The organism is Lactococcus sp. S47 (assembly GCF_016517475.1).
In the GTDB taxonomy this organism is placed as follows: domain Bacteria; phylum Bacillota; class Bacilli; order Lactobacillales; family Streptococcaceae; genus Lactococcus; species Lactococcus lactis.
Window position 1 is genome coordinate 1 of the sequence record NZ_JACVUB010000012.1, and the last position, 23,261, is coordinate 23,261.

Annotated in this window: 19 protein-coding genes; 11 read left to right on the forward strand and 8 right to left on the reverse strand. The window is 34.6% G+C overall.

The window, feature by feature from the left end; genetic code table 11:
- The coding region (locus tag IAE52_RS10590) for a MucBP domain-containing protein (protein WP_200136789.1) at positions 1 to 1,148 on the reverse strand (1,148 nt) is incomplete at its 3' end.
- Between the two features lie 225 nt (positions 1,149 to 1,373).
- Entirely contained in the window at positions 1,374 to 2,174 is an 801-nt protein-coding gene (locus IAE52_RS10595) for an LssY C-terminal domain-containing protein (RefSeq protein WP_058206290.1), read from the reverse strand.
- A gap of 220 nt (positions 2,175 to 2,394) precedes the next feature.
- Between IAE52_RS10595 and IAE52_RS10600 the strand changes: the two genes are divergently transcribed.
- Both IAE52_RS10600 and IAE52_RS10605 read left to right on the forward strand, forming a co-directional pair.
- The gene (locus IAE52_RS10600) at positions 2,395 to 2,670 is read left to right on the forward strand and encodes a bacteriocin immunity protein (RefSeq protein WP_003130384.1); all 276 of its coding nucleotides are present in this window, start codon (positions 2,395 to 2,397) and stop codon (positions 2,668 to 2,670) included.
- A 110-nt stretch (positions 2,671 to 2,780) separates the two neighbouring features.
- Positions 2,781 to 3,317 (forward strand): YagU family protein, encoded by a 537-nt coding sequence (locus IAE52_RS10605; protein WP_012898278.1) that lies wholly within the window; start codon positions 2,781 to 2,783, stop codon positions 3,315 to 3,317.
- A gap of 32 nt (positions 3,318 to 3,349) precedes the next feature.
- Here the strand turns inward: IAE52_RS10605 and IAE52_RS10610 are convergent, their stop codons facing one another.
- The 6 genes from IAE52_RS10610 to IAE52_RS10635 form a co-directional block, all read right to left on the reverse strand.
- Positions 3,350 to 3,844 carry a hypothetical protein gene (locus IAE52_RS10610; RefSeq protein WP_233610989.1) on the reverse strand — a complete coding sequence of 165 codons (495 nt, stop codon included), beginning with the start codon at positions 3,842 to 3,844 and terminating at the stop codon, positions 3,350 to 3,352.
- Between the two features lie 64 nt (positions 3,845 to 3,908).
- Positions 3,909 to 4,853, reverse strand: coding sequence for a hypothetical protein (locus tag IAE52_RS10615; protein WP_109991109.1), 945 nt, complete (start codon positions 4,851 to 4,853; stop codon positions 3,909 to 3,911).
- 3 nt (positions 4,854 to 4,856) lie between these two features.
- Positions 4,857 to 5,852, reverse strand: a complete 996-nt coding sequence (locus tag IAE52_RS10620) for a hypothetical protein (RefSeq protein WP_109991108.1) — start codon at positions 5,850 to 5,852, stop codon at positions 4,857 to 4,859.
- Between the two features lie 160 nt (positions 5,853 to 6,012).
- Positions 6,013 to 6,870: a sugar ABC transporter permease gene (locus IAE52_RS10625; RefSeq protein ID WP_003130377.1), complete on the reverse strand. Its 858-nt coding sequence runs from the start codon at positions 6,868 to 6,870 to the stop codon at positions 6,013 to 6,015.
- A 3-nt stretch (positions 6,871 to 6,873) separates the two neighbouring features.
- A complete protein-coding gene (locus tag IAE52_RS10630; RefSeq protein WP_109991107.1) occupies positions 6,874 to 8,232 on the reverse strand; it encodes a carbohydrate ABC transporter permease in 1,359 nt (452 codons plus the stop codon).
- A 71-nt stretch (positions 8,233 to 8,303) separates the two neighbouring features.
- Entirely contained in the window at positions 8,304 to 9,536 is a 1,233-nt protein-coding gene (locus IAE52_RS10635; RefSeq protein ID WP_003130374.1) for an extracellular solute-binding protein, read from the reverse strand.
- Positions 9,537 to 9,903: 367 nt separating this feature from the next.
- On the opposite strand from IAE52_RS10635, the gene IAE52_RS10640 reads away from it, so the two are divergent.
- The 9 genes from IAE52_RS10640 to IAE52_RS10680 all read left to right on the forward strand — a co-directional run bounded on the left by IAE52_RS10640 (position 9,904) and on the right by IAE52_RS10680 (position 23,152).
- Positions 9,904 to 11,658 carry a glycoside hydrolase family 13 protein gene (locus tag IAE52_RS10640; RefSeq protein ID WP_098393329.1) on the forward strand — a complete coding sequence of 585 codons (1,755 nt, stop codon included), beginning with the start codon at positions 9,904 to 9,906 and terminating at the stop codon, positions 11,656 to 11,658.
- 236 nt (positions 11,659 to 11,894) lie between these two features.
- On the forward strand, positions 11,895 to 13,490 hold the full coding sequence (locus IAE52_RS10645; RefSeq protein ID WP_162551498.1) for an alpha-glucosidase: 1,596 nt from the start codon (positions 11,895 to 11,897) through the stop codon (positions 13,488 to 13,490).
- A gap of 26 nt (positions 13,491 to 13,516) precedes the next feature.
- On the forward strand, positions 13,517 to 14,122 hold the full coding sequence (locus tag IAE52_RS10650) for a sugar O-acetyltransferase (protein WP_162551464.1): 606 nt from the start codon (positions 13,517 to 13,519) through the stop codon (positions 14,120 to 14,122).
- Positions 14,112 to 15,686: an alpha-amylase family glycosyl hydrolase gene (locus IAE52_RS10655; protein WP_033899073.1), complete on the forward strand. Its 1,575-nt coding sequence runs from the start codon at positions 14,112 to 14,114 to the stop codon at positions 15,684 to 15,686. The genes IAE52_RS10650 and IAE52_RS10655 overlap by 11 nt, the downstream gene beginning before the upstream one ends.
- Before the next feature lie 42 nt (positions 15,687 to 15,728).
- Positions 15,729 to 17,438: an alpha-glucosidase gene (locus IAE52_RS10660; RefSeq protein WP_187398445.1), complete on the forward strand. Its 1,710-nt coding sequence runs from the start codon at positions 15,729 to 15,731 to the stop codon at positions 17,436 to 17,438.
- A gap of 22 nt (positions 17,439 to 17,460) precedes the next feature.
- A complete protein-coding gene (locus tag IAE52_RS10665; RefSeq protein ID WP_109991104.1) occupies positions 17,461 to 19,716 on the forward strand; it encodes a glycoside hydrolase family 65 protein in 2,256 nt (751 codons plus the stop codon).
- 152 nt (positions 19,717 to 19,868) lie between these two features.
- Positions 19,869 to 20,843: a LacI family DNA-binding transcriptional regulator gene (locus IAE52_RS10670; protein ID WP_200136790.1), complete on the forward strand. Its 975-nt coding sequence runs from the start codon at positions 19,869 to 19,871 to the stop codon at positions 20,841 to 20,843.
- A gap of 177 nt (positions 20,844 to 21,020) precedes the next feature.
- On the forward strand, positions 21,021 to 21,689 hold the full coding sequence (locus IAE52_RS10675) for a response regulator transcription factor (protein ID WP_021722129.1): 669 nt from the start codon (positions 21,021 to 21,023) through the stop codon (positions 21,687 to 21,689).
- A gap of 92 nt (positions 21,690 to 21,781) precedes the next feature.
- Positions 21,782 to 23,152 carry a cell wall metabolism sensor histidine kinase WalK gene (locus IAE52_RS10680; protein ID WP_033899080.1) on the forward strand — a complete coding sequence of 457 codons (1,371 nt, stop codon included), beginning with the start codon at positions 21,782 to 21,784 and terminating at the stop codon, positions 23,150 to 23,152.
- Positions 23,153 to 23,261 lie beyond the last annotated feature (109 nt).

The following is a 23,261-nucleotide window of genomic DNA, read 5'->3' on the forward strand; positions in this document are numbered from 1 at the left end:
GTTGAAAATAGTCCACTTTTATTTCCTTGAACTTCTTTAAAAGTGTAGCCCAAAATAAGTTTTTGTTCACTATCAAAAGAAGACCCTACATTTCCAGATTTTGTAATTACATCAGAAATGGAATTTCCGTTTGTATCAACATACTTAATAGTTACTGATCCAGTTTTTATTTCGATTGGATTTTTAGTATAGATATAGGTAACGGTTTGAGGAGTAGTTGAAAATAGTCCACTTTTATTTCCTTGAACTTCTTTAAAAGTGTAGCCCGAAATAATTTTTTGTTCAGTAGTGTATTCTTGGTCGACATTACCTGAAAGTGGGATAGAATCTGAAATATAATTTCCTTGCGTATCAATATATTTAACGGTTACAGTAGCAGCAGCTACTGGATTTTTCCTATAAACATAGGTCAAGTTAGTTAATTGTGCTTTTTTAAAACTATCTTCTTCGGGAACAGATACTAGAGTATATCCCGTGAAATCTCTTACTTCTGAGGGAATAGTATCCCCTGATTCACCAATAAGAGTTGGCGAAGTTAATAATTCTGTACCATCTTCCGTTTTATAATGAATGATAGCACCAGGGCTATCAGAATAATATGCCCAAGCGAAGTTGGCATTTGCTGGTAAAGTGTCTAAAGGTTGCAGAGCATAATTATTTCCTTGAACCTCATTGATTGGACTAATCACTTTTTCTGTGACCACCTGAACAACATAGTAGTTAAAATAGTAAGTTTGCCCATCAATAGTTATCGTGCTACTGGGAATTGGTAATTTGACAGGATTTTGAAGTCCGGGCCCAACCAAAGTATTTGGACCAGTGAGAGAACCTGCATTAGTGATTGAGTTTCCAGAATCATGTGTAAAATAGGCATTTGTAGAAGTTGTCAACCCAAAATAGTTGAGCTTTCCTTCTGAATTTTGAGAAACATCCATTGGAATGGAAACTGAATAATCATTTCTAACATTATTTATTTTGATTATTCTGCCCATAACATTGGCTTTATCTGAGGATTTAGGATAATAGGCACTTACCGGATAATTGTAATTAAAAAGATTATAATCGATAGCTGCGCTGACCTTTTGTACATTTAAAAATAGAAAAGCAAGGGTGATTAGTAGTGACGAGATAAGGGTTTTCTTATTCATATGGGCTAACTCCTTCTTGTTATTATTATCTTTAGAGTAGCTTATTGATGACGGTCAGTCAACTAAAACGTTTCTTAAAATGGAAATATTGATTATTTTGCGAAATTTTAATAATTTTAAAAAATATTTAGTCGCTGTAAAACTAGTAGAGTGCATAAAATAAAAGAAGAATCTTATTTAGATTCTTCTTTTATTTTATGTTAAGTAATGATATATGAGAAAAATTCATTTAAGTTTCAAATAAACTAAAGAACCATCTGTAGATATCTTATCTCCCCCACCATTTCTACTTCGATAAGGATTTGTGAAATGAGTATATAGCTTCCTTTCTTCAACTAATCCATGCTCGATGAGTTCATTTGCGATAAGATTTCTTTCTTCATCTATATTCTCATCAATACGATGAGTAATTTGTCCTGTAAATAAAGAAAATCTAATACCAATATCTAAAGAAGCGGCACAGACCCAATCAGACTTTACTCCCCCAGGGAGGTAATAATCTTGTGGAGTTTCCCATAATCTGATATGATGCCTTTGTTTAGGACTGCCAGCAATTTCTTTTTCAAAGGCGAGGTCTTGTTTTTTAGAAAATAAAAAGAGAGAGCTAACGGGTGCAGTGGGATAGCTTTGATGTAATAAGCTTGATTTTATAATTTTGAGAGAGGACCTTAAAGTAATTTTATCTGATTTTGTCCAACCCATTCTTAAAAAAGCAGCTTCTATATCTTCTTTTGAACCGTCAATTAATAAATTTACCGAATCACCTAATACACCATCAGAAGTTCTGGACCTTCCAATAAAGTATTCCGGTAGATAAATTTTTGTGATGATTTTTGTGATATTGGGGATAATCAGATAGGACAAAATTAGCCAGGTGACAATATATAAAAAAATGTGAATCTTACGAGTTAATAACTCTCTGAAAAATAAATCATAAATGGTATATCCAAAGACAACTGCTACTAAAACACGAAAAGTACGAGCGGTGAAATTTATAATTTTAGTTTTTTGATCCATTGATATCATCTTTCTTATTTAGAGGTTAATGAATATTTTTTGATAAAGTATTATAGATTTTTTTGACACAAAATCTATTTATATATCTATTCTAATTTAAAAATGACTAAAATACTAGAGAGAGTATTGACTAAAGATTTAGAAATAAATAAAATAGATTCGGAAGAAATTGACTATATTATCAGAAAATTATAAAATAAGCTATCTGAAAGGTTAAAGGAGTGAACAAATGGTCAAAAAAGCGAGTGAAGCAGAAATCTTAGAAGAACTTTATGATTTAATTCTTAGTAAAACATTGAATAGCAAAGAACGTGAAGTTTTAGTGAAGAGTAAGAATAATTTAGAAAAGGGAAATTATACTCCGAAGGTAATCAACGATCTTCAACATTCTCTAGCGCCTCTTGCTAGAAAACAGGAATTATCTAGTGAAGTTGTGAGGTTTTATCTTCAGTTGTCGCAACAATTTATTGAAAGAGGTCAACGTGGAAGTTGGCTTTCGCTTTAATGATAATAAATCTTTCCTTTAGAATGAGCAAACAATTCAATACACTTTATAATAAATTTTTTATAAAATAAGAGTAGTTTTTATTTTATATATTATAAGGAGATTTTGAAATGGTAAAAAATATATCGTTGGATTGGTTTTTGGGAATTTTATTGCCTTGCTTATGGATTGGTATTGTTTCTGGACTAATTTCTGGAATGGTAAAAATTGGTTGGGAAGCCATTCTTCCTCCTCGTACAAAAGAGCGAGATGAAACAAACCCTCCTCAAAAACTTATGCAACAAATTGGCTTTCCCCAAAAAATTACTCATGCTTACTTTTTGTATTCTAAAGACCAAAAAGTGTATTGGTTTGCCTTGATTCTTCATTTCAGTTTTTCAATTGTTTTTTCATTTATTTTTGTTGTCTTATCACAAATATGGAGTGGTATAAGCTTAGGCGAGGGGGCTCTTTACGGTATTATTATCTGGTTTTTATGGCATATTCTGTTAATGCCTATTACTAGAACGGTACCACAACCTTGGAAACAACCTTTTTCAGAACACTTTTCAGAATTTTTTGGACACATCGTCTGGGCTTGGTCAATAGCTGCTGTGAGTTTTTATATGATTGCTACTCACTATTCAGATGTTCTTTCACTTTTCTAAAATAAAAAGAGCCATTCTTAAGAGGGCTTTTTTTATTTCAGATTTGATGAGAATTTATTCACTTTAAAGAGATTTTCTTCAATAACAAATTCCCACTTTTGTACGTCTTTTTGATATGTTTGTCTATCAGGCAGGGGATCTTTTAGCATTTTATTATATCTGGACATTGACCTTGAGGTGATAAGGTACATAAGGCTATCATTTTCATCAAAAGATAGAGAATATTTCGCTTTAAGGGAAATTTCCACAGTAATTTTATTCTTGAATTGGTGTAGGTTGTTTATTCCTTCAATCTGAATATCAAAAATGGATTCTTTTTTTCCATACATATCATTGTGAACAATATGTTTGCCCTGTTTTTTTAGTAAATTTTTACTGTAAAATTGACTGTTTTGATATAGTTTTGACTGATTCCATGAGCTAAGAACAGCTAAAACAAGAGCTTCAATCTCATCAGCCTTAATTACGTCTTCTGAGATATTTTTAGCGGTAATATATTTTTTTTTAGTTAATTTTTCAATTAACAATAAGGCAAGTGGTGATAAAACTAGAATAGGGATTAGAAGTAGTTTCAGGGAAAATAGGTTCATATTAATTTGTGGTTTCTACGGGGCTTAAATAAGCTTTAAATTCGTGATCTGTGGAGCTGTCTCTTGTTGTGATAGTGCACTCATCAAAATGAGTGATATTTGATGAAACTGTAGCTCTATAGGCAGAAGAAGTAATCTCTTGACTTAATGTTGAGTCGGGAATGCTATATGCTAAGGTCACTTCTTCCAAGTCCATAAATAAATCTCTGAAAGTTAATTTTTTTATTTTTTCTTTTGTTTCGTTTAAATTTTCTGAGGCACTCCATCCAAGACCTAAAAGAGTGTCAAAATCGGAATATGAAAGTTTTATTGCAGCATCAGAGATATTTTTGTCTTTAAAGTTGACCGACATCGTTTTATCCCGAGCACCTCCAGTAAAGGAAATATCAAAGAAGAGAAATTTAGGTGTGGAGATGGTTAGAGTTGCATCAGGATCCGGAGAATCATGATTTAAATTAACTTGGGCATTTCCTTTGGCATTCGACCAGTTTCCTGCAATAGCCTCTTCAAAATCCTTTAAAAAAGATTGATTTTGAGCTTTCCATGCTTCATTAACTGAAGTCATGTTATTTTTAATTGAAGTTATTGCTTTTTTATACTGAACGGAATTTTTCCGATAGTAGATCATCTTTTGCTTTTTATTGCTTAGTGTCAAAATGTTTCCCGAAATATCAAAAGATGTTTGATATTTGTAGGAGTTGAGATAACTTAATTCATGTTTCTTTTCATTAAATTGATAATTTTTTTCTTTAGTGAAATTAACGATAGAAGTACTCTTATTGGGAAAATCTAATAATTTGAGATTACTTGTTACTTGTGTGGGTTCTTGTAATAGTTCCCACTGACCCTTTATTAGTGTACTTTCTGACTTTGTTAGTTTACTACATGCTGAAAGAGAGAAAAAAGTTGTTATTAGTATAGCTACTACGATAATTTTATTTTTCAATTTTTACTCCGTTTTAGAAACATTTCCAGAAATTTGAACTCCTTCATCACCACATTGTGTGATGAGTAAGGCAGTATCAAATGATAACTTTCCGTTCTTATATGAAAGTTCGGAAGGGGAAAAGCTTTGAGAAATCGTGCCAGTATCAGTTGTTACATCATAGGAAAAAGCAATATATTTAATACGGCTAAACATTTGTTCGGCGGTGAGGTCTTTAATGATATTTAAAAGTTTCTTAGAATCTACTGGAATATGATCTGAAGGTTCTAATCCTAAAATTCCATTAGGTTGATAAGAAGCATAAGCGTTGTGAATTACTTTCTGGTCAAAATTTGTCAAAGAATCAGAAGAGGCGTGAAATGAAAGATTAGTTCCACCATCGAAAGTTAATGTTTGCATTCCGGGCGCCCAAGCCACACCTTGCCCAGTAGTTGCTACTGCCTTAAAGTGGCCTGACCATGTTCCAATCATTGCTTCCTTGAGTGATTTTTCAATGATGTCTGTTTTTGCTTTCCAAACTTCATTCAAATGAGTCACTGATTTTTTCTCTTTGGCTTCTTTGTCGTTAATTTCTTTGGTCTTTTCTTTTTCAAGCTTACTTCCTACTCGATAATAAACATTTCCACCAATATCTGAACTCGTCGTATCAAATTTTAAAATATCCTGACCATGTTCTAACTTATAATCATAACTGTATGAACCAATAATAATTTGTCGACCTAGCTTATAGTCGTATTCATTAGTAGCAAGTGTGACTTTTTTCTTATCAAACTTGATTTTTTCACTGGTAGATGCGGTTAAATCTAACAGTTTATGTGCATCTGCAGCACTCGTTGTTTTCGGAAGATTGATTTTACTTTCAGAATACGAAATCCACTCCCCTTGAATAGCTTGGTGAGGATTAGTATTAGTTTTAACGCTATCTTTACTTGAAGTTTTACAGCTGCTTAAAATTCCAATAGAAAAAATAGCAAAGATGATAATAAAAAATTTTTTCATAAATTTATATACTCCAATTTTGGTGACATTACGGCTTAATTATAGCATATAAAATTTTTATTTATGAATATAATTAGAATATAAAGAAGAGATAAAAAAGGGCGCTGATAATTATTATTATCAGTGCCCTTTTTATCTTGTTAATGAAATATTTACTTTTTTATCCTTTATCTGCACCAGCCGTGATTCCATTGACGTAGAATTTTTGCATAACTATGAATAAGATTGTAATAGGTACTGCAATCAGTACACTACCTGCGATAAACTGATAGAGGTTTGTAGCACTTGAACCTTTTGAATTTGTCATCATATTTTGCAATCCATAGGCCACTGTACGAATTTTGGGATCTCCACCACCTAAGATGTAACTTGAGAACATGAAATCAAGCCATGGTCCGATGAATGCCATTAAAGATGTATATACAATCATTGGACGAGAAAGAGGAAGTGTAATATGAATAAAAGTTTGCCAGCGAGTTGCACCGTCAATTGTTGCGGCTTCGTCAATAGAGCGAGGGATGGTATCTAAGAAACCCTTGAACACGTAGAAACCTAATCCAGAACCACCTACATAGACCAGTGCCATTCCCCAAATATTAAGCATATTAATAGATTTAAGAATTGAATACATTGCAATCATTCCCATGATTCCTGGGAACATGCCAATAATTAATGCGAATTGTAAAAATGGTTTTCTGAATTTAAAACGTAAACGTGAAAGTGCGTACGACATAATTGTTGTGATAAAAGTATTCGCCACCGCACATATTACTGCTAAAATAAAAGTATTTAAAAGCCAATGCGCATAAGGATATTGAGAATTATTAAAGATACCTATATAATTTTCCAAAGTCCAGTTTTGTGGAAATAAAGATTGAACGAAACCTGTATTATTATTCTTAGCAAAACTTGTTAAAATCATCCATATGACGGGGAATATCCAAAGGAGAGCTAAGATAACTAATAAAAGGTAACGGAATGTTAGAGAAAGTTTTCTCTGAGTTTTATAAGATTTCACTAATTAGCCCTCCTTAAATGCATTAGTTCTACGATATAGAGCGAGTGATGCAGTTGCTGTGATAACAAATATTATGATACCAATAGCAGAAGCAAGAGCGTAATTTCTTGTAGATTGTGTAGTAAGTTTATAGAGCCAAGTAATTAATAAATCGGTTGTTCCTGCTTGAGCATTTGCCAAGTTATTGTCTGTATTTGGTCCACCTCCTGTAAGAAGATAAATAACGTTGAAATTATTGAAATTACCAATAAATTGTTGGATCAATGTTGGGGTCAAAACAAATAATATTTGTGGGAATGTAATTGATTTAAACACTTGGAAAGTGTTAGCTCCATCAATTTTTGCTGCTTCAATTTGATCTTGCGATAAATTTTGAATGATAGCAGTTGAAACTAACATTGTTACTGGAATACCAATCCACATGTTTACACCAATAACTGAAATTTTAGCCAAGATTGGGTCAGATAAAAATTGAATTGGCCCTTTAATCCAGTGGGCATTTTGTAAAACGCTATTAATAGGTCCATGGTCGTCTAAGAACATTCCCATTAAAAGCAAAGAAACAAATTGAGGAACGGCAAACACTACAACAAATATAGTTCTCCAAAAACCTTTAAATTTAACTCCATTGGATTCTATTAGCAAGGCTAATAGAACACCACCAAGGAATGTTGTTAAAGTTGCAGCTACAGCCCAAATAATGGTCCAAATTAATAGTGGGAAAAAGGCTTTTCCGTAGTCCCCTTGGAAAACTTGAGCAAATGTAGATAATCCAGTCCATGAAAAACCAATTAAATGTTGAGTATCATAGTTTGTAAAGGCTAAGGTAATCATAAAGATTAACGGAGCAACAGTGAAAGCTAAAATTCCAAGAAGTGGAAGAACCATTAATGTAATGTAAAGTTTATCATCTAATAGTGAAGATAAATCTTCCAGCGTTGTTGGAATATGCTTAATGTCACGATTAAGTGCATAGAGGTGACGAAGAGATCTAAGATGAACGATATATAAAAATATAAGTAAACCAATTGCTACTATTGCAAAAACACCAAATAGAAGGTAGAGCATAGAATTATCAGGTAAAAGAGTATTATATACTCCCTCAGAAGCATCCCAGACAACTTTTTTAGTTTTTACTGTACCAAGAGTTCCAAGCATACTGATAGCTTTAAAGCCTGAAAAGAGTAACCACCAAATAATAATGACTTCACTGGCAAGAAGGAGAAGCCCTTTTAGCCATTGTTTATTTTTTAATTGAAAGAGTCCCATCACAAAAAAACTCAGTTTTGCAAAAATATCCCCTTTAGACCAGACTTCTTTATAAGTGGCTTCAGGTGGTAAAGAAGTTTTTTTTCTGAACATATAACTTTGTCCTTTTCTAATAAATAAAGAGATTAGGCTGTGCCCAACCTCTTTAAAAGAGTACTAATGAATTATTTAGTTGCTTTAGAGATAGAATCTTGGAAAGTTTTAAGTTGACTGTCATATTGTGAAGCAGGAGTCTTGCCAAGGTATGTATTATTAATCAAAGGAGCAGCTAAATTCCAGAATGTGGCCATTTCAGGCATTTTAGGCATCAAAGTATCTTCAGGCACTTGTTTGATAACAGCTTGGGCAGCTGGGTCTGCGGTAATATCTGAATCAGTTTGCAAACTTTTAGCAACTGGGATTGCATTATTATCTTTATAAAGTTCTTTTTGTGAGTCAGCATTAGAAAGATATTGAGCGAGAGAAGATGCAGCGACTTGATTTTTAGAAGCAGAGTTAACAGCAAGTGTACCTACACCAGAGAAAGCTTGCATTTTCTTTTCGCCAGAGCCGAAATCAATTGTTGGAAGTGTGGTAACACCGTAATTGTCGCCAAGAATTTTCTTAACATTACTTGCATCCCAAGGTCCATCGAGGACAGCAGCTGTTTTACCTGATTTTAAATCAGCTAGCAATGCTTGACCTGATTGGACAACACCTGTGTTAGATTTTTGTTTTGCAAACCAATTCAAGACTTGAAGTCCAGCATCTCCGGCAACGTCAGTACCGTCTAAAGTTTCACCATCTTTACCAAACAATACTGTACCGTTTGAAAGGAAGGCTGGATACCAGTTATAAGAGTTTGTAAAGTCTGTACCGATTGCTTTATCTTGTGTAAATTGAGTCCAACTAGTTGGTGCTTCAGAGAATTTAGCTTTGTTATAGAAGATGATATTTGATTGTTGGTCTTGAGGATAGGCATAATATTTACCTTTCCAAGAAACAGCTTCTCCAGCAACAGAAATGTCATTTTTGTCTACCCATTTTGTTGCATCAGGAGAAAGAGGGTTAATGTAACCTGCTTCAGCCATGGCACCAAGTTGGTCATTAGGAACTTTGAAGACATCCGCTGCTTTTGCTGGGTCTTTACCAACGTCAGTTTTGGCATTTGCAGAACCTGTTGGAGATTGATTGACTTTTACTTTAACATCAGGATATTTTTTTTCAAAGCCAGTTACTAGTGTTTTGTAGCTATCAACATTAGCTGGGTCAACCCACAAGGTAACATTACCTTTTACATTGTTTGAGCTAGAAGAAGATGATGATTTGTTAGAACTTGCTGATGAACCGCAAGCTGCGAGGGTTGCGAGGGCGAGTACAGATGCTCCACCAAGAGCAACTTTTTTCCATGATTTCATTTTGTGTTTCCTCCTAATGAAAACGGTTTATTTTATACACTCCTCATTTTACGCAACCGTTTGCTTTTTGTCAAGGAAAAAAATATTACATTTTGATTACTTAGAAATTGGTTTATACCGACTTTTCAGCGTATTCTTTAGAATGAAAAATAAATGTTTTAAAAAATAATATACGAAAATTATCGCAAACGGTTGCGTCGATGAAAGCGTTATGATAAAATATGATTAATGTGAGATTTATCTTCTCCAGATGTGGTGGAAATGACACTATAGAAAAGCGACGGAAAAGGTGCTTTTCGCTGTCCTTGAGATTAATTGAAAATAGTTTAAGACAGTACAGCCATCAAAAAAATTTGGAGGTTCTATTATGAACAAAGCTGCAATTTATCATCGTCCTGAGTCGGAATTTGCTTATCTTTATGCAAAGAATCTGATGCATGTTCGTCTGCAAACACAAAAATCTGATGTGGAAAAAGTCGAATTATTTTATGGCGATCCTTATTCGTGGGAAGGGCTTGATAACCCCGAAACACAGTATTGGGCTAGTCAAAAAGTAGAGATGAAAAAGTATCTTTCTACTAATATTAGCGATTATTTTGAGGCCGAAATTACTGTTGCAACGAAACGAGTAGATTACTTATTTGTCATTACAGGTTTGGATGGAGAAAAAGTAGTTTACACAGACCAAGGAATGTTTGATTATGATGAGAGCTTGGTGACTAAAAAATATGGGGCTTTCCGTTTGCCTTATTTCCATGAAAGTGATCGTTTTAAAGCACCTGAATGGGTCAAAGAAACGGTTTGGTATCAAATTTTCCCTGAACGTTTTGCCAATGGGGATAAGAGCAATGACCCTGAGGGAACGAAAGCTTGGAATCCACAAGATGTTCCCGACCGTCAAGATTTTTATGGGGGAGATTTGCAAGGGGTGATTGATCATTTGGAACATTTGACTGAACTCGGTGTGAACGGCATTTACTTTACTCCTATTTTCCAAGCTTTTTCTAATCATAAATATGATACAGAAGATTATATGGAAATTGATAAGCAATTTGGGGATAAGGAATTGTTTAAAACTTTGGTGAAAGAAGCACATGCGCGTGGTATTAAAGTCATGTTAGATGCGGTCTTTAATCACATCGGAGATACGTCTGCTCAATGGCAAGATGTATTGAAAAATCAAGAAAAATCAAAATTTGCGGATTGGTTCCATGTTAATAGTTGGCCAGCAACTTATACTCCGACTGATGATTTTGAAAATGCTGAAAATGCAACTTATGATACTTTTGCCTTTACTCCACACATGCCAAAACTGAATACGGCTAACCCAGAGGTTGAAGCTTATCTTTTGAAAGTAGCTGATTATTGGATTTCTGAGTTTGATATTGATGCTTGGCGTTTGGATGTGGCGGATGAAGTGGATCATACTTTCTGGAAAAAATTCCGCACAACTTGTGATGCGGCAAAAGATGATTTTTATATTTTAGGTGAGGTTTGGCATTCTGCACAACCTTGGTTAGTTGGTGATGAGTTTTCTGCCGTTATGAACTATGCTTATACTGATGCGATTAAAGATGGTTTGATTACGAAGAAGATTTCTTTGGAACAAATGGTTTCTAATATTAATACGCAACTGACATTATACCGTAAGCAAGTGAATCAAATGATGTTTAATGTTTTAGATTCTCATGATACACCCAGAATTTTGACTGTTGCAAAAAATAATAAAAATTTGATGAAATTGGTTGAAACGTTCACCTTCATGCAACCAGGTGTGCCTTGTATTTATTATGGAGATGAGTATGCGGTGACAGGTGGGATGGACCCTGAGTGTCGTAAGGTGATGCCTTGGGAAGAAAAAGATCAAGATTTAGAGATGTTTGAATTCTTTAAAAATCTGATTGCTTTACGCAAACAATATCAAGGAATTTTAAGTGATTCAGAAGTAGAATGGAAAATCGTAGATTCAGAAAATGGCATTGTGAAATTTGAACGTGGAACTTTGAAAGCTATTTTCAATATTGGCGAAAAACCGGCTTATTTTTCAGCTGATGAAGTGGTTTTCTCTAATTTGGTTGATCAAAATAATATTTTACAATATGGTTTTGTAATCTATAAATAGAAAATGGATTCTGTCAGTTCACTGTGACCGAGGGAGTCGTTGAATCGGTAAATAAAGAAACTATCGGCTTTGCTGATAGTTTTGTCAGTAAAAATTGCTGACAGAATCTTTGGTTTAGTGAGTATTTTACTGACGGGATTAACTTATAAAGCTGTCAGTAAAATTTTAATTGAGTTCATTCTCCTATATCCTAGGAAAATAGGAGAATGAACTCACATCTTAATGGAGTAATTAATATGAAAGAAAATTGGTGGCAAAAAACAGTCGTTTATCAGATTTATCCGCGTTCTTTTATGGATGCTAATGGTGATGGTGTTGGTGATTTGCAAGGAATTATCTCTAAATTAGATTATCTTGAAAAACTTGGGATTGGTGCAATTTGGTTGAGTCCAGTTTATCAATCGCCAATGGATGATAATGGTTATGATATTTCTGATTATCAAGCAATTGCTGATGTTTTTGGAACGATGGCGGATATGGATGAATTGCTCAAGGAAGCTAAAAAGCGAAACATTCAAATTGTTATGGATTTGGTAGTTAATCATACTTCTGATGAACATAAGTGGTTTGTGGAAGCTAGAAAATCAAAAGATAATGCTTATCGTGATTATTATATTTGGGCTGATGAACCCAATGGTTTGCAATCTACCTTTTCTGGTTCTGCTTGGGAATTTGATGAGGAATCGGGCCAATATTTCCTTCATCTTTTTAGCAAGCGTCAGCCAGACTTAAACTGGGGAAATCCTCAGGTTCATCAAGAAGTTTATGACATGATGAATTTCTGGATTGATAAGGGAATCGGCGGTTTTCGCATGGATGTGATTGACTTGATTGGGAAAGAAATTGACCAAGAAATCACAGGAAATGGGCCTAAATTACATGAGTATTTGCATGAAATGAATCACGCAACTTTTGGTCAGAAAAATTTGCTGACTGTGGGTGAAACTTGGGGAGCAACACCAGAGATTGCGGAACTTTATTCTGATCCTGAACGTCAAGAATTATCAATGGTTTTCCAATTTGAACACATCACAAATGCTTATCTTGATGAGGGCGAAAAATGGGATAAAAAGGAATTTTCAGTTTCAAAACTTAAAGAAATTTTAGCCAAATGGCAAGTTTTAGAAAAAGGTTGGAATTCACTTTTTTGGAATAATCATGATTTACCACGGATTGTCTCAAATTGGGGAAATGATGGAAAATATCGTTTGAAATCAGCTAAAGCTTTTGCGATTTTATTGCATTTGATGAAAGGAACGCCTTATATTTATCAAGGTGAAGAGCTTGGAATGACGAATTATCCTTTTGAATCAATTGAAGAAGTCAATGATATCGAGTCACGGAATATGTTTGCTGAACGCTTAGCTGCTGGTCATTCTGAAAATGAAATCATGGATTCAATTCGTCGTGTTGGTCGTGATAATGCAAGAACACCGATGCAATGGACGGCTGGAGAAAATGCAGGTTTTACTGATGGAAAACCTTGGCTCGCTGTCAATTCTAATCATGAAGAAATTAATGCTGACCAAGCCATGAGTGATCCTGATTCTGTTTTTTATACTTATCAAAAGTTGATTGAACTTCGTAAACAACATGATTGGGTCATTTATGGGGACTTCAAGTTGATTGATTCTGAGGCTGATGTTTTTGCATATTTGCGGACTTATAAGGGCAAGAAATATTTGGTCGTTGCCAATTTATCTGATGAAGAAAATCAATTTAAAACAGGATTCGTCTGTCGTGACTTATTGATTCACAATGAAAATTTCCTGCCTGAACTTTCTCAGATTAAATTAAAAGCTTGGGAAGCCTTTGCTTGCGAAGTGGAATAGTTAAAGCGCAAAAGGGTGAGGTGAAAATGAGCGAATTTAAAAGAATGGTTGCTGGCGAACTCTATAAAGCAAGTAAAGTTGAACCAGAATACAAACCTGATAATAATCGAGCATTAAATCAAGAAATTAACCAACTCAATCTACTTGATACAGAAAAAATTGTGGCACGTGAAAAAGAACTTTTTGGTCAAACTGGTGATGAGTTATTTGTAAATCCACCGCTTTACATCGACTATGGTAAAAATACAAGAATTGGTCAGCGCTTTTATGCCAATATGGACTGTATTTTTCTGGATGTTGCACCGATTACGATTGGCGATGATGTGATGTTTGGACCTCGCGTCAGTCTGATTACGGCTTCTCATCCAATTGATGCCGGAGTTCGACAGCGTGGACTAGAATATGGAAAAGCGATTACGATTGGTAACCGAGTTTGGCTTGGTGCAGGAGTAATTGTTAATCCGGGCGTTACGATTGGCGAAAATACAATTGTGGGTTCAGGAACGGTAGTGACAAAAAATTTGCCAGCAAATGTGATTGCAGTAGGTAATCCAGCACGAATTCTCCGCGAAATTACTGATTCTGACCGACTTTACTGGGAAGAAAAAGAGAACGAATATTATGAAAAATAAGCTTTTACTTCTGTCAGTAACTTTACTGGCGACGTGTGCTTTAAGTGCTTGTCAAAAAGCAAATTCAAAAGATTCATCAGTAAAAAAAGCGGCTGTCAGCCAAAAGGTTGATAGGAGTTTGTATCGTAATTTTTATGAAATATTTACGAGTTCATTTGCCGATTCAAATCATGATGGCGAAGGTGATTTAAATGGGGTCACGCAACATTTGGACTACTTGAATACTGGAAAATCCAATTCTACAACGGATTTGAAAGTGCAAGGACTTTGGATGACACCGATTTTTGCTAGTCCTAGTTATCATGGCTATGATGTCACTAATTACGAAAAAATTAATCCTAAATTTGGGACAATGGCTGATTTTGAAAATCTGATTGCTCAAGCTAAAAAACGAGGAATTGCTGTGATTTTGGATATGCCATTTAATCACACGGCGACTGATAATGTTTGGTTTCAAAAAGCACTATCTGGCGACAAAAAATATGTGGCCTATTATAATTGGTCGGACACGGCAAAAGAGGGTTATAGTTTAGCCAGCAACGGCAAATACTATGAGTCAGAGTTTGATAAATCAATGCCTGACCTCAATCTTGCCAATCCTGAGGTCAAAAAAGAAATTGCAAAAATTACGAAATTTTGGTTAGACAAAGGTGTTTCTGGTTTTCGTTTGGACGCTGTCGGTTTTTATTTCTCAAATGATGATAAAAAAACGGCGGCCTTTACCAAATGGCTGACAGACACGGTCAAAAAGCAAAATCCAAAAGCTTATTTAGTGGGCGAAGTTTTTTCAACGGCTTCGGCAATTGATGATATTTATCCATCAGGTATTGATTCATTATTTGACTTTCCAAATGCTTTGCAATCGAGTTCAAGTCCAATTAATTCGGCTTTAGTCTTAGGTGAAGGTTCTTTATTTGGTCAACAAATTGAAGCATGGGACCAAGAAATTCATGCAGATAACCCGAAAGCCATTGACGCTCCTTTCTTGAGTAATCATGACACAGACCGCTCAGCAACCCTTTTAAGCTCTTTATCCATGCAGAAAATGGCTGCTCAAATTTATCTTTTGATGCCGGGAAATCCATTTATTTACTACGGTGAGGAATTGGGGCTGACAGGTTCTGGCATTGACCAAAATAAACGTTTGCCAATGCCGTGGAATGCTGCTGGGACAGATTCTCCCAAAGCGGATATTTCTGTGCCAGGTGCGACAGAAATTGCCACAACTGACGGAGGCTCAGTAGCTCAACAAGAAGCCAATCCAAATTCGCTGCTCAATTGGTACAAAAAAATTTTACGAGTCAAAGCAAAATATCCTGAAATTGCGACTGACAGATTGAAAAATATTTCTGTCAGTGAAGATAGCTTGTCTGTCATTAATTATGGAAAGGATTTGACTATTATCAATAATTTTTCCGATACAGAAAATGTGACAATGAAACTCCCAAAAAGCGTTGTTGGGACAAAAATTACTGACCAACTTTCTGTCAGTAATTCTCAAGCAAAATTAACTGATGGAAAATTGACAATTCCAGCTTACAGCACCGTTATTTTGAAAAAATAAATAAGTTCAGTTTAGGGACTTTAAAAATGAAAATATAAAACTATGAAAAAAATAAAAACAAATGATTTTCACAAGATGGTAGGTTATCAGATTTATCCAAAATCATTCAAAGATACCAATGGAGATGGCATTGGTGATATCAATGGCATCATTGAAAAAATTCCTTATCTACGTGAATTGGGGATTGATTTTATCTGGATAAATCCAATTTACAAGAGTCCACAAGTTGACGGGGGCTATGATATTTCTGATTATCAAGTCATTGATGAAATGTTTGGCTCACTTGAAGATTTTAAAAAATTACTAGATAAAGCGCACGAAAATGGCTTAAAAGTCATCATGGATTTGGTAGTCAATCATACATCAGACCAACATCCTTGGTTTTTAGAAAGTCAAAAATCAAAAGATAATCCTTATCGTGATTATTATTTGTGGGAAGACGCTAGCCCTAACCAAATGCCAAATGATTGGATTTCCTTTTTTGGTGGTTCAACTTGGGCTTACGATGAAAAAACAAAACAAGCTTATTTTCACGTTTTTGCCAAAGAACAGCCTGATTTAAATTGGAAAAATCCCAAAGTCCGGCAAGAAATTTATGACATGATTCGCTGGTGGTTAGATTTGGGAATAGATGGCTTCAGATTAGATGCGATTTCACACATTCAAAAAATGCCATGGAACTATAAAATTAAATCTTGGAAAGGCGACGGCCCGTGGGTGCCTTTCATGAATGTTGCTGGGATTGAAACATATATGTCAGATTTGAAAGCTATTTTTGATGAATATGGTGCTTTGACTGTTGGGGAAGCTTCAGGGGTTCGCTCCAAGCAAGCGCCCGATTGGACCGATGAAGCTGGCTATATCAATATGATTTTTGAATTAGAACATAATGTCAGAAAATCAAATGGCAATGGTCAGGGCAGTATTTATGGCTACAAAAAAGTCATTATGCGTTGGCAAGAAGATTTGCTTGAACGGGGTTGGAATGCTTTGTATATTGAAAATCATGACCAACCAAGAAGTATTGATACTTTTGGCGATGGTTCAATAGAATCAGCAAAAGCGTTGGCTGTCAGTTATATGCTCTTAAGAGGAACGCCTTTCATATATCAAGGGCAGGAATTTGGGATGACTAATTTTCCATTTACTGACGCAAAGCAATTGCGAGCTGACGAGATTAAAAAGAAATATGAAATGTTAATGACAGAATTGTCAGCAAAGCTGTCAGTTCCTCAATCTGCCGATTCAACATCTTCCGTTGGTCGCGTTGAACTGACAGAATTGTCAGCAAATCAAGCACTAGCAGAAGTCACTCAAAATAGTCGTGAACACTCAAGAACACCAATGCAGTGGGACAATTCTAAAAATTCAGGATTTACAAGTGGACAAGCTTGGATGGAAATTAATCCAAATTTTTCTGTTATTAATAGTCAAACTAATCAAGAACTCATTGAACTTTATAAAAAATTGATTGAATTACGGCATCAAGAACCAGCAATTTCAGAGGGTTCAATTAAATTTCATTTTAAAAGACATCCTCAAGTTTTAGTTTATGAACGAGCTGAATTTTTAATTATTGTCAATTTGGCTGACAAAAAAGCTCATTTAGATTTTACAAAAATTGACAGTTTTACTGACAGCTCTGCTGGAAGTTCTGTCAGTAATTATCAACAAGTCTTGGGCAGTTCAAATCAAAAATTTCAAGAAAAAATGGTTCTGTCAGCCTGGGAATATCGGGTTTATAAAAAATAGAAGGTGAGAACAAGATAACACTATGAAACAAATCAAAAGAATTATGGGCATTGACCCTTGGAAAATCACATCAAATCAGATTGAAAAAGAAGACCGTCGTTTGCAAGAATCGCTTACTTCCATTGGAAATGGCTACATGGGAATGCGCGGAAATTTTAGTGAAACTTATAGTGGCGACAGTCACCAAGGAACTTACATTGCAGGGGTTTGGTTTCCAGATAAAACACGTGTAGGTTGGTGGAAAAATGGTTATCCTGAATATTTTGGTAAAGCAATCAATGCCCTCAATTTTGCTTCTGTCAGAGTTTTTATTGATGACAAAGAAGTTGATTTAGCCGCAAGTCACGTGACTGATTTTAATCTGTCGCTTGATATGGAAAAAGGGGTACTCACCTATACTTATGTAGCTTATGGAGTACGTGTGACTGCCGAAAGATTTTTCTCAATTGCTCAACAAGAACTTGCGGTTTTTGCTTTCATGTTTGAAAGCTTAGATGGTGAAATTCACCAAATCCGTACAGCCTCAATCATTGATGCAAATGTTCGTAATGAAGATTCCAACTACGACGAAAAATTTTGGACAGTAAAAAACCTTGATAATACAGCTACAGGTTCATTTATTGTCACTGAAACAATTCCTAATCCATTTGGAGTTGAACAATTTACGGTAGCAGCTAAACAAAGCTTTGCAGGCGATTTTACTCGAGTTAAGCAAGAAACAAGAGAAAGTTCTGTTTTAGATGTTTACGAAGCAAAATTAATAGAAAATGCACCACTCACCTTTATCAAAAATGTTTTAGTTGTCACAAGTCGTGATATTGAACCCTCGAATTTAACAAAAGTGCTATCAAATTTGAACCTTGAAATTTCTAAGAAAACATATCATGAATTTTATAAAGAACAAGAAATCGCTTGGAAAAAACGTTGGGAAATTGCTGATGTACAAATTGACGGTTCAGCAGAAGCTCAACAAGGGATTCGCTTTAATCTTTTCCAACTTTTCTCTACCTATTACGGCGAAGATGAACGTTTAAATATTGGCCCTAAAGGATTTACTGGAGAAAAATATGGCGGAGCAACTTATTGGGATACAGAAGCCTATGCCGTTCCATTATACTTGGCACTTTCGGATGAAAAAGTTGCTAAAAATCTTTTAAAATATCGTCATAATCAATTGCCACAAGCACAACATAATGCCCGTCAACAAGGACTTAAAGGTGCTTTGTATCCAATGGTTACTTTTACAGGTGTTGAATGTCATAATGAGTGGGAAATTACATTTGAAGAAATTCACCGTAATGGAGCAATGGCTTATGCGATTTATAACTACAGCAACTACACGGGAGATGAAACTTATCTTGCTCATGAAGGCTTAGAAGTTTTGATTGAAATTGCTCGTTTTTGGGCAGACCGTGTGCATTATAGTAAACGAAATGATAAATACATGATTCATGGAGTCACAGGCCCAAATGAGTATGAAAATAATATCAATAACAACTGGTACACTAATAAATTGGCGGCTTGGGTTTTGACTTATACTGCTGAAAGTTTAGCGAAATATCCACGCCCAGATTTAATTGAAGGAGCTGAAACTGCTCACTGGTCAGAAATTGTGGATAAAATGTATTATCCAGAAGATGAAGAATTGGGTATCTTTGTTCAACATGATGGCTATTTAGATAAAGATTTGACTCCAGTGGCTCAACTTGACCCTAAAAATCTTCCATTGAACCAAAATTGGTCTTGGGATCGAGTGTTACGTAGTCCATATATTAAGCAAGCAGATGTGCTTCAAGGAATTTATTTCTTCGGCAATCAATTTTCATTAGCCGAAAAACAACGAAATTTTGATTTTTATGAACCATTAACTGTTCATGAAAGCTCACTTTCTCCGTCCATTCATGCGATTTTAGCAGCAGAGCTTGGCATGGAAGACAAGGCTGTTGAAATGTATGAAAGAACAGCTCGTCTTGACTTAGATAATTATAATAACGACACAGAAGATGGACTTCACATCACATCAATGACTGGCTCATGGTTGGCGATTGTTCATGGTTTTGCCCAAATGAAAACCTGGGATGGTCAATTGAGTTTTGCCCCATTTTTACCACAAGCATGGACGGGTTATGCCTTTCACATTAACTATCGCGGACGTTTATTAAAAATTTCTGTTGGTCAAGAAGTGAAACTTGAATTATTACGTGGCCAAGCCTTAAATCTTGAAATCTATGGTGAAAAGATTGAGTTAAAAGATTTTTATGTTACGAAAACAAAGTAATTTGATGTCTTTAAATGACTTTTTTATCAAAAATCTAAAAAATAGTTGAAAATTAATCGAAAATTTGGCAAAATAAAATTTCAGAGTGTCAAATAAAAGAAAAAGAAAGGAGCGGTGAGTTGAGCTGGGTTTAGCTAGTCTCAAGTGAAAATATGGCAGTTACAATTAAAGATGTTGCAAAAAAAGCTGGTGTTAATGCCTCAACGGTCAGTCGGGTCATTAAAGATAGTTCAGAGATTTCGGATAAAACAAAAGTAAAAGTTCGCAAAGCCATGCATGAATTAGGTTATCGAAGGAATGCAGCGGCTCAGATTCTAGCTTCGGGAAAAACAAATACAATTGGTGTTGTTTTCCCGCCAGTGGCTGACAAAGCGAGCCAACCTTTCTTTATGAAAATATTGACCTCAATCAATGAAACAGCTCGTGATTACGATGTTTCAATCGCTATTGCGACGGGGCATTCAGCCAAAGAGTTGAAAAAACAGATTGAACTTCAATATTCAGAAAAGCGAGTTGACGGATTTATCGTGCTTTACGCTGGAAAAAATGATGAAGTTCGCGATTATTTATTAGAAAATAAGGTTCCTTTTGTTTTAGTTGGAACTCCGGCTGAAGGAAAAAATGAAATTACCCATGTGGATAATGATAATATGCTGCTTGGACGCGAGGCTGTTCGTCATTTAGCACAATTAAAACATCAAAATATTTCATTTGTGACCGATACGAAAGAAACAGAAGTTTTTGAAGAACGTTATCAAGGTTTTAAAGATGAATCCGAGAAACTTGGGCTCAATCATGACCTCTTGTTTATGGATGCTAATTTTTCCTTGCGAAATGAAACAGCTCTTGTAGTTATGGATGATGTCTTGTCTTTAAAAGTTGTGGAACGTCTAAGAAGTCAAGGTTTAAATGTTCCAGAAGATGTGAGTTTAATTACTTACAACAACTCTATCTTTGGAGCAATGATTCATCCTTATTTAACAACTTTTGACATTCATATTGAGCAATTAGGGGCAAGCGCAATTAAGAAAATCTTGGATTTACGAGATAAGAAAGAAAATTTGCCAGAAAAATCAATTATCCCTTTTGAATTAATTATTAGAGAATCAACAAAAACTAGAATTTAAGTTCTAGCTTTTTTAGTTTTGTTTAAGATAAGGTTAAGCCTAGTACAAGACAAAAATATGATAATAGTGTAAAATAATAGAAAGGGATGGGCGCAGTTTTATTGACTTTCCAAGCAATTTAACTAAAAATAATTTATAAATTATGAGCCCTAAAAAAAGTGAAAAGGGATGGATTCAATGATTAAAATTTTATTAGTGGAGGATGATTTATCACTCTCAAAATCTGTTTACGATTTCTTAAAATCATTTGCGCAAGTCAAACAGGTTTATGATGGTGTTGAAGGACTCTATGAGGCAGAATTGGGAATCTATGATTTAATTTTGCTTGATTTAATGCTTCCAGAAAAGAATGGTTTTGAAGTCTTAAAGGAATTACGTGAGCAAAATGTAGATACGCCAGTCTTAATCATGACTGCTAAGGAATCTTTGGATGATAAAATGCACGGATTCGACATTGGAGCAGATGATTATTTAACAAAACCTTTCTATTTAGATGAACTAAAAGCACGTATTCAAGCACTTTTGAAACGGACAGGTAAATTAGAAGATTCAAACGGTTTAACTTATGGAAATATTCGTTTGAATTTATCAAATAAATCAACTTTAGTTGATGATCAACCTGTTGATTTAATCGGAAAAGAATTTGATTTAGTCGTTTATTTAATGCAGAATCAAAATGTTATTTTGCCAAAAGAGCAAATTTTTGACCGGATTTGGGGTTATGACAGTGATACAACAGTAACTGTTGTTGAAGTTTATATGAGTAAAATTCGGAAAAAATTGAAAGATACAGAATTTGTCAATAATCTTTCAACCTTGCGAAATGTTGGCTATATCTTGAGATAAAATTTTACTGACAGCTTATTGTATAGAGATGAAAGTCATCTATAAATTAACAAAAAGTTCTGTCAGTAAATCTATCTAGAAATGAGACCTCTTTGAAGAAAATAATTAAAAAAGTTAAATCTTCAGCTATTGTAAAAAATGATGGGAAAAACTTCCTTCATTTTTTTCTAGCTTTTACAGTCATTTTTGTTGCTTTAGCCGTGATTATTATTCAAGTCATGCAATTAGGAATGTATCGAGCGACTGACCAAAATTTACACAATTTGGCTCAAAACCGAGTCTTTTTGATAGAAGCAGCGAATAATCAATTAGGAATGAATAATTCGCAAGATAGTGGCTATTACGGTCCCAATAATAGTGTAATTTTTTATGATTCAGAGGGTAAAAGTTTCATACCTTCAGCGGGTTCAAATGCAAATATAAGTACAAACTTTGGCATGAGCCTTCTGCAAAAAACAATGAAATTTAACGAAAATCAAATTAACACTATTCAAACTGTTTCTGTAAAAAATCCTTATGGAGATAATTGGCACTATCGTTATCTGACAACATCACAATTTATTATTACAAATACTGATGGAACAGTAACTCCGGTTTATGCACAAATTTTTTCAAATGTTGACCAAATTCAAGATGCCATGAGCCGAGCCATGTGGGTCATTGTGACAACAATGATTACTTTCTGGCTTCTGTCAGTAATTATTAGTCTATATCTTGCAAACTGGACATTAAAACCAATTTTGGCCGCTTATGAAAAACAAAAAGAATTTGTTGAAAATGCTTCACATGAATTGAGAACACCTCTGGCAATCTTGCAAAATCGTCTAGAATTACTTTTCCAAAAGCCAACTGCAACAATTATTGATGAATCAGAAAATATTTCTGAAAGTTTATCAGAAGTTCGTAATATGCGTTTATTAACAAGTAACTTACTGAACTTAGCTCGTCGAGATTCTGGAATCAGAATTGAGCCAGAGGCGACTACGGCAACTTATTTTGAGAATATTTTTAATAGCTATGAAATGCTTGCTGAAAACGCAGGTAAAAAGTTTTCAGGCCATTTGAAATTAGATGGAACGATTAATTTGGACCAAGCCCTGATTAAACAATTGCTGACCATCTTATTTGATAATGCTCTTAAATACACGGGTGATGAGGGTGAAATCTCTGTAGATGTTCAAAAAAATGGGGGATTCTTAGTTTTTGCTGTCGCCGATAATGGTGAAGGAATTTCTGATGAAGATAAGAAAAAAATCTTTGACCGCTTTTTCCGAGTAGATAAAGCAAGAACGCGTCAAAAAGGTGGCTTAGGTTTGGGTCTTTCTCTGGCCAAACAAATTGTTGAAGCTTACAATGGGAAGATTACAGTTGAAGATAATAAACCTAAAGGTACAAAATTCATTATTAGAATTCGTGTGGATAGCACAATTTCAAATCCTGCAAAAATTTTCCAAAAGTTGTAAAATATGATAGGAAAAAATTACTGACAAATTATGATAAGATAATAGTAGCATTCAAATTATGACAATTTTGTCAGTCGATTTACTAGTTTTTAAAGACAATTTCTGTCAG

Bases quoted from the DNA above. Each gene is read 5' to 3' on its own strand.
- IAE52_RS10595 (WP_058206290.1), bottom strand. From the start codon at position 2,174: ATGATATCAATGGATCAAAAAACTAAAATTATAAATTTCACCGCTCGT.
- IAE52_RS10600 (WP_003130384.1), top strand. From the start codon at position 2,395: ATGGTCAAAAAAGCGAGTGAAGCAGAAATCTTAGAAGAACTTTATGAT.
- IAE52_RS10605 (WP_012898278.1), top strand. From the start codon at position 2,781: ATGGTAAAAAATATATCGTTGGATTGGTTTTTGGGAATTTTATTGCCT.
- IAE52_RS10620 (WP_109991108.1), bottom strand. From the start codon at position 5,852: ATGAAAAAATTTTTTATTATCATCTTTGCTATTTTTTCTATTGGAATT.
- IAE52_RS10630 (WP_109991107.1), bottom strand. From the start codon at position 8,232: ATGTTCAGAAAAAAAACTTCTTTACCACCTGAAGCCACTTATAAAGAA.
- IAE52_RS10635 (WP_003130374.1), bottom strand. From the start codon at position 9,536: ATGAAATCATGGAAAAAAGTTGCTCTTGGTGGAGCATCTGTACTCGCC.
- IAE52_RS10640 (WP_098393329.1), top strand. From the start codon at position 9,904: ATGAACAAAGCTGCAATTTATCATCGTCCTGAGTCGGAATTTGCTTAT.
- IAE52_RS10645 (WP_162551498.1), top strand. From the start codon at position 11,895: ATGAAAGAAAATTGGTGGCAAAAAACAGTCGTTTATCAGATTTATCCG.
- IAE52_RS10650 (WP_162551464.1), top strand. From the start codon at position 13,517: ATGAGCGAATTTAAAAGAATGGTTGCTGGCGAACTCTATAAAGCAAGT.
- IAE52_RS10655 (WP_033899073.1), top strand. From the start codon at position 14,112: ATGAAAAATAAGCTTTTACTTCTGTCAGTAACTTTACTGGCGACGTGT.
- IAE52_RS10660 (WP_187398445.1), top strand. From the start codon at position 15,729: ATGAAAAAAATAAAAACAAATGATTTTCACAAGATGGTAGGTTATCAG.
- IAE52_RS10665 (WP_109991104.1), top strand. From the start codon at position 17,461: ATGAAACAAATCAAAAGAATTATGGGCATTGACCCTTGGAAAATCACA.
- IAE52_RS10670 (WP_200136790.1), top strand. From the start codon at position 19,869: ATGGCAGTTACAATTAAAGATGTTGCAAAAAAAGCTGGTGTTAATGCC.
- IAE52_RS10675 (WP_021722129.1), top strand. From the start codon at position 21,021: ATGATTAAAATTTTATTAGTGGAGGATGATTTATCACTCTCAAAATCT.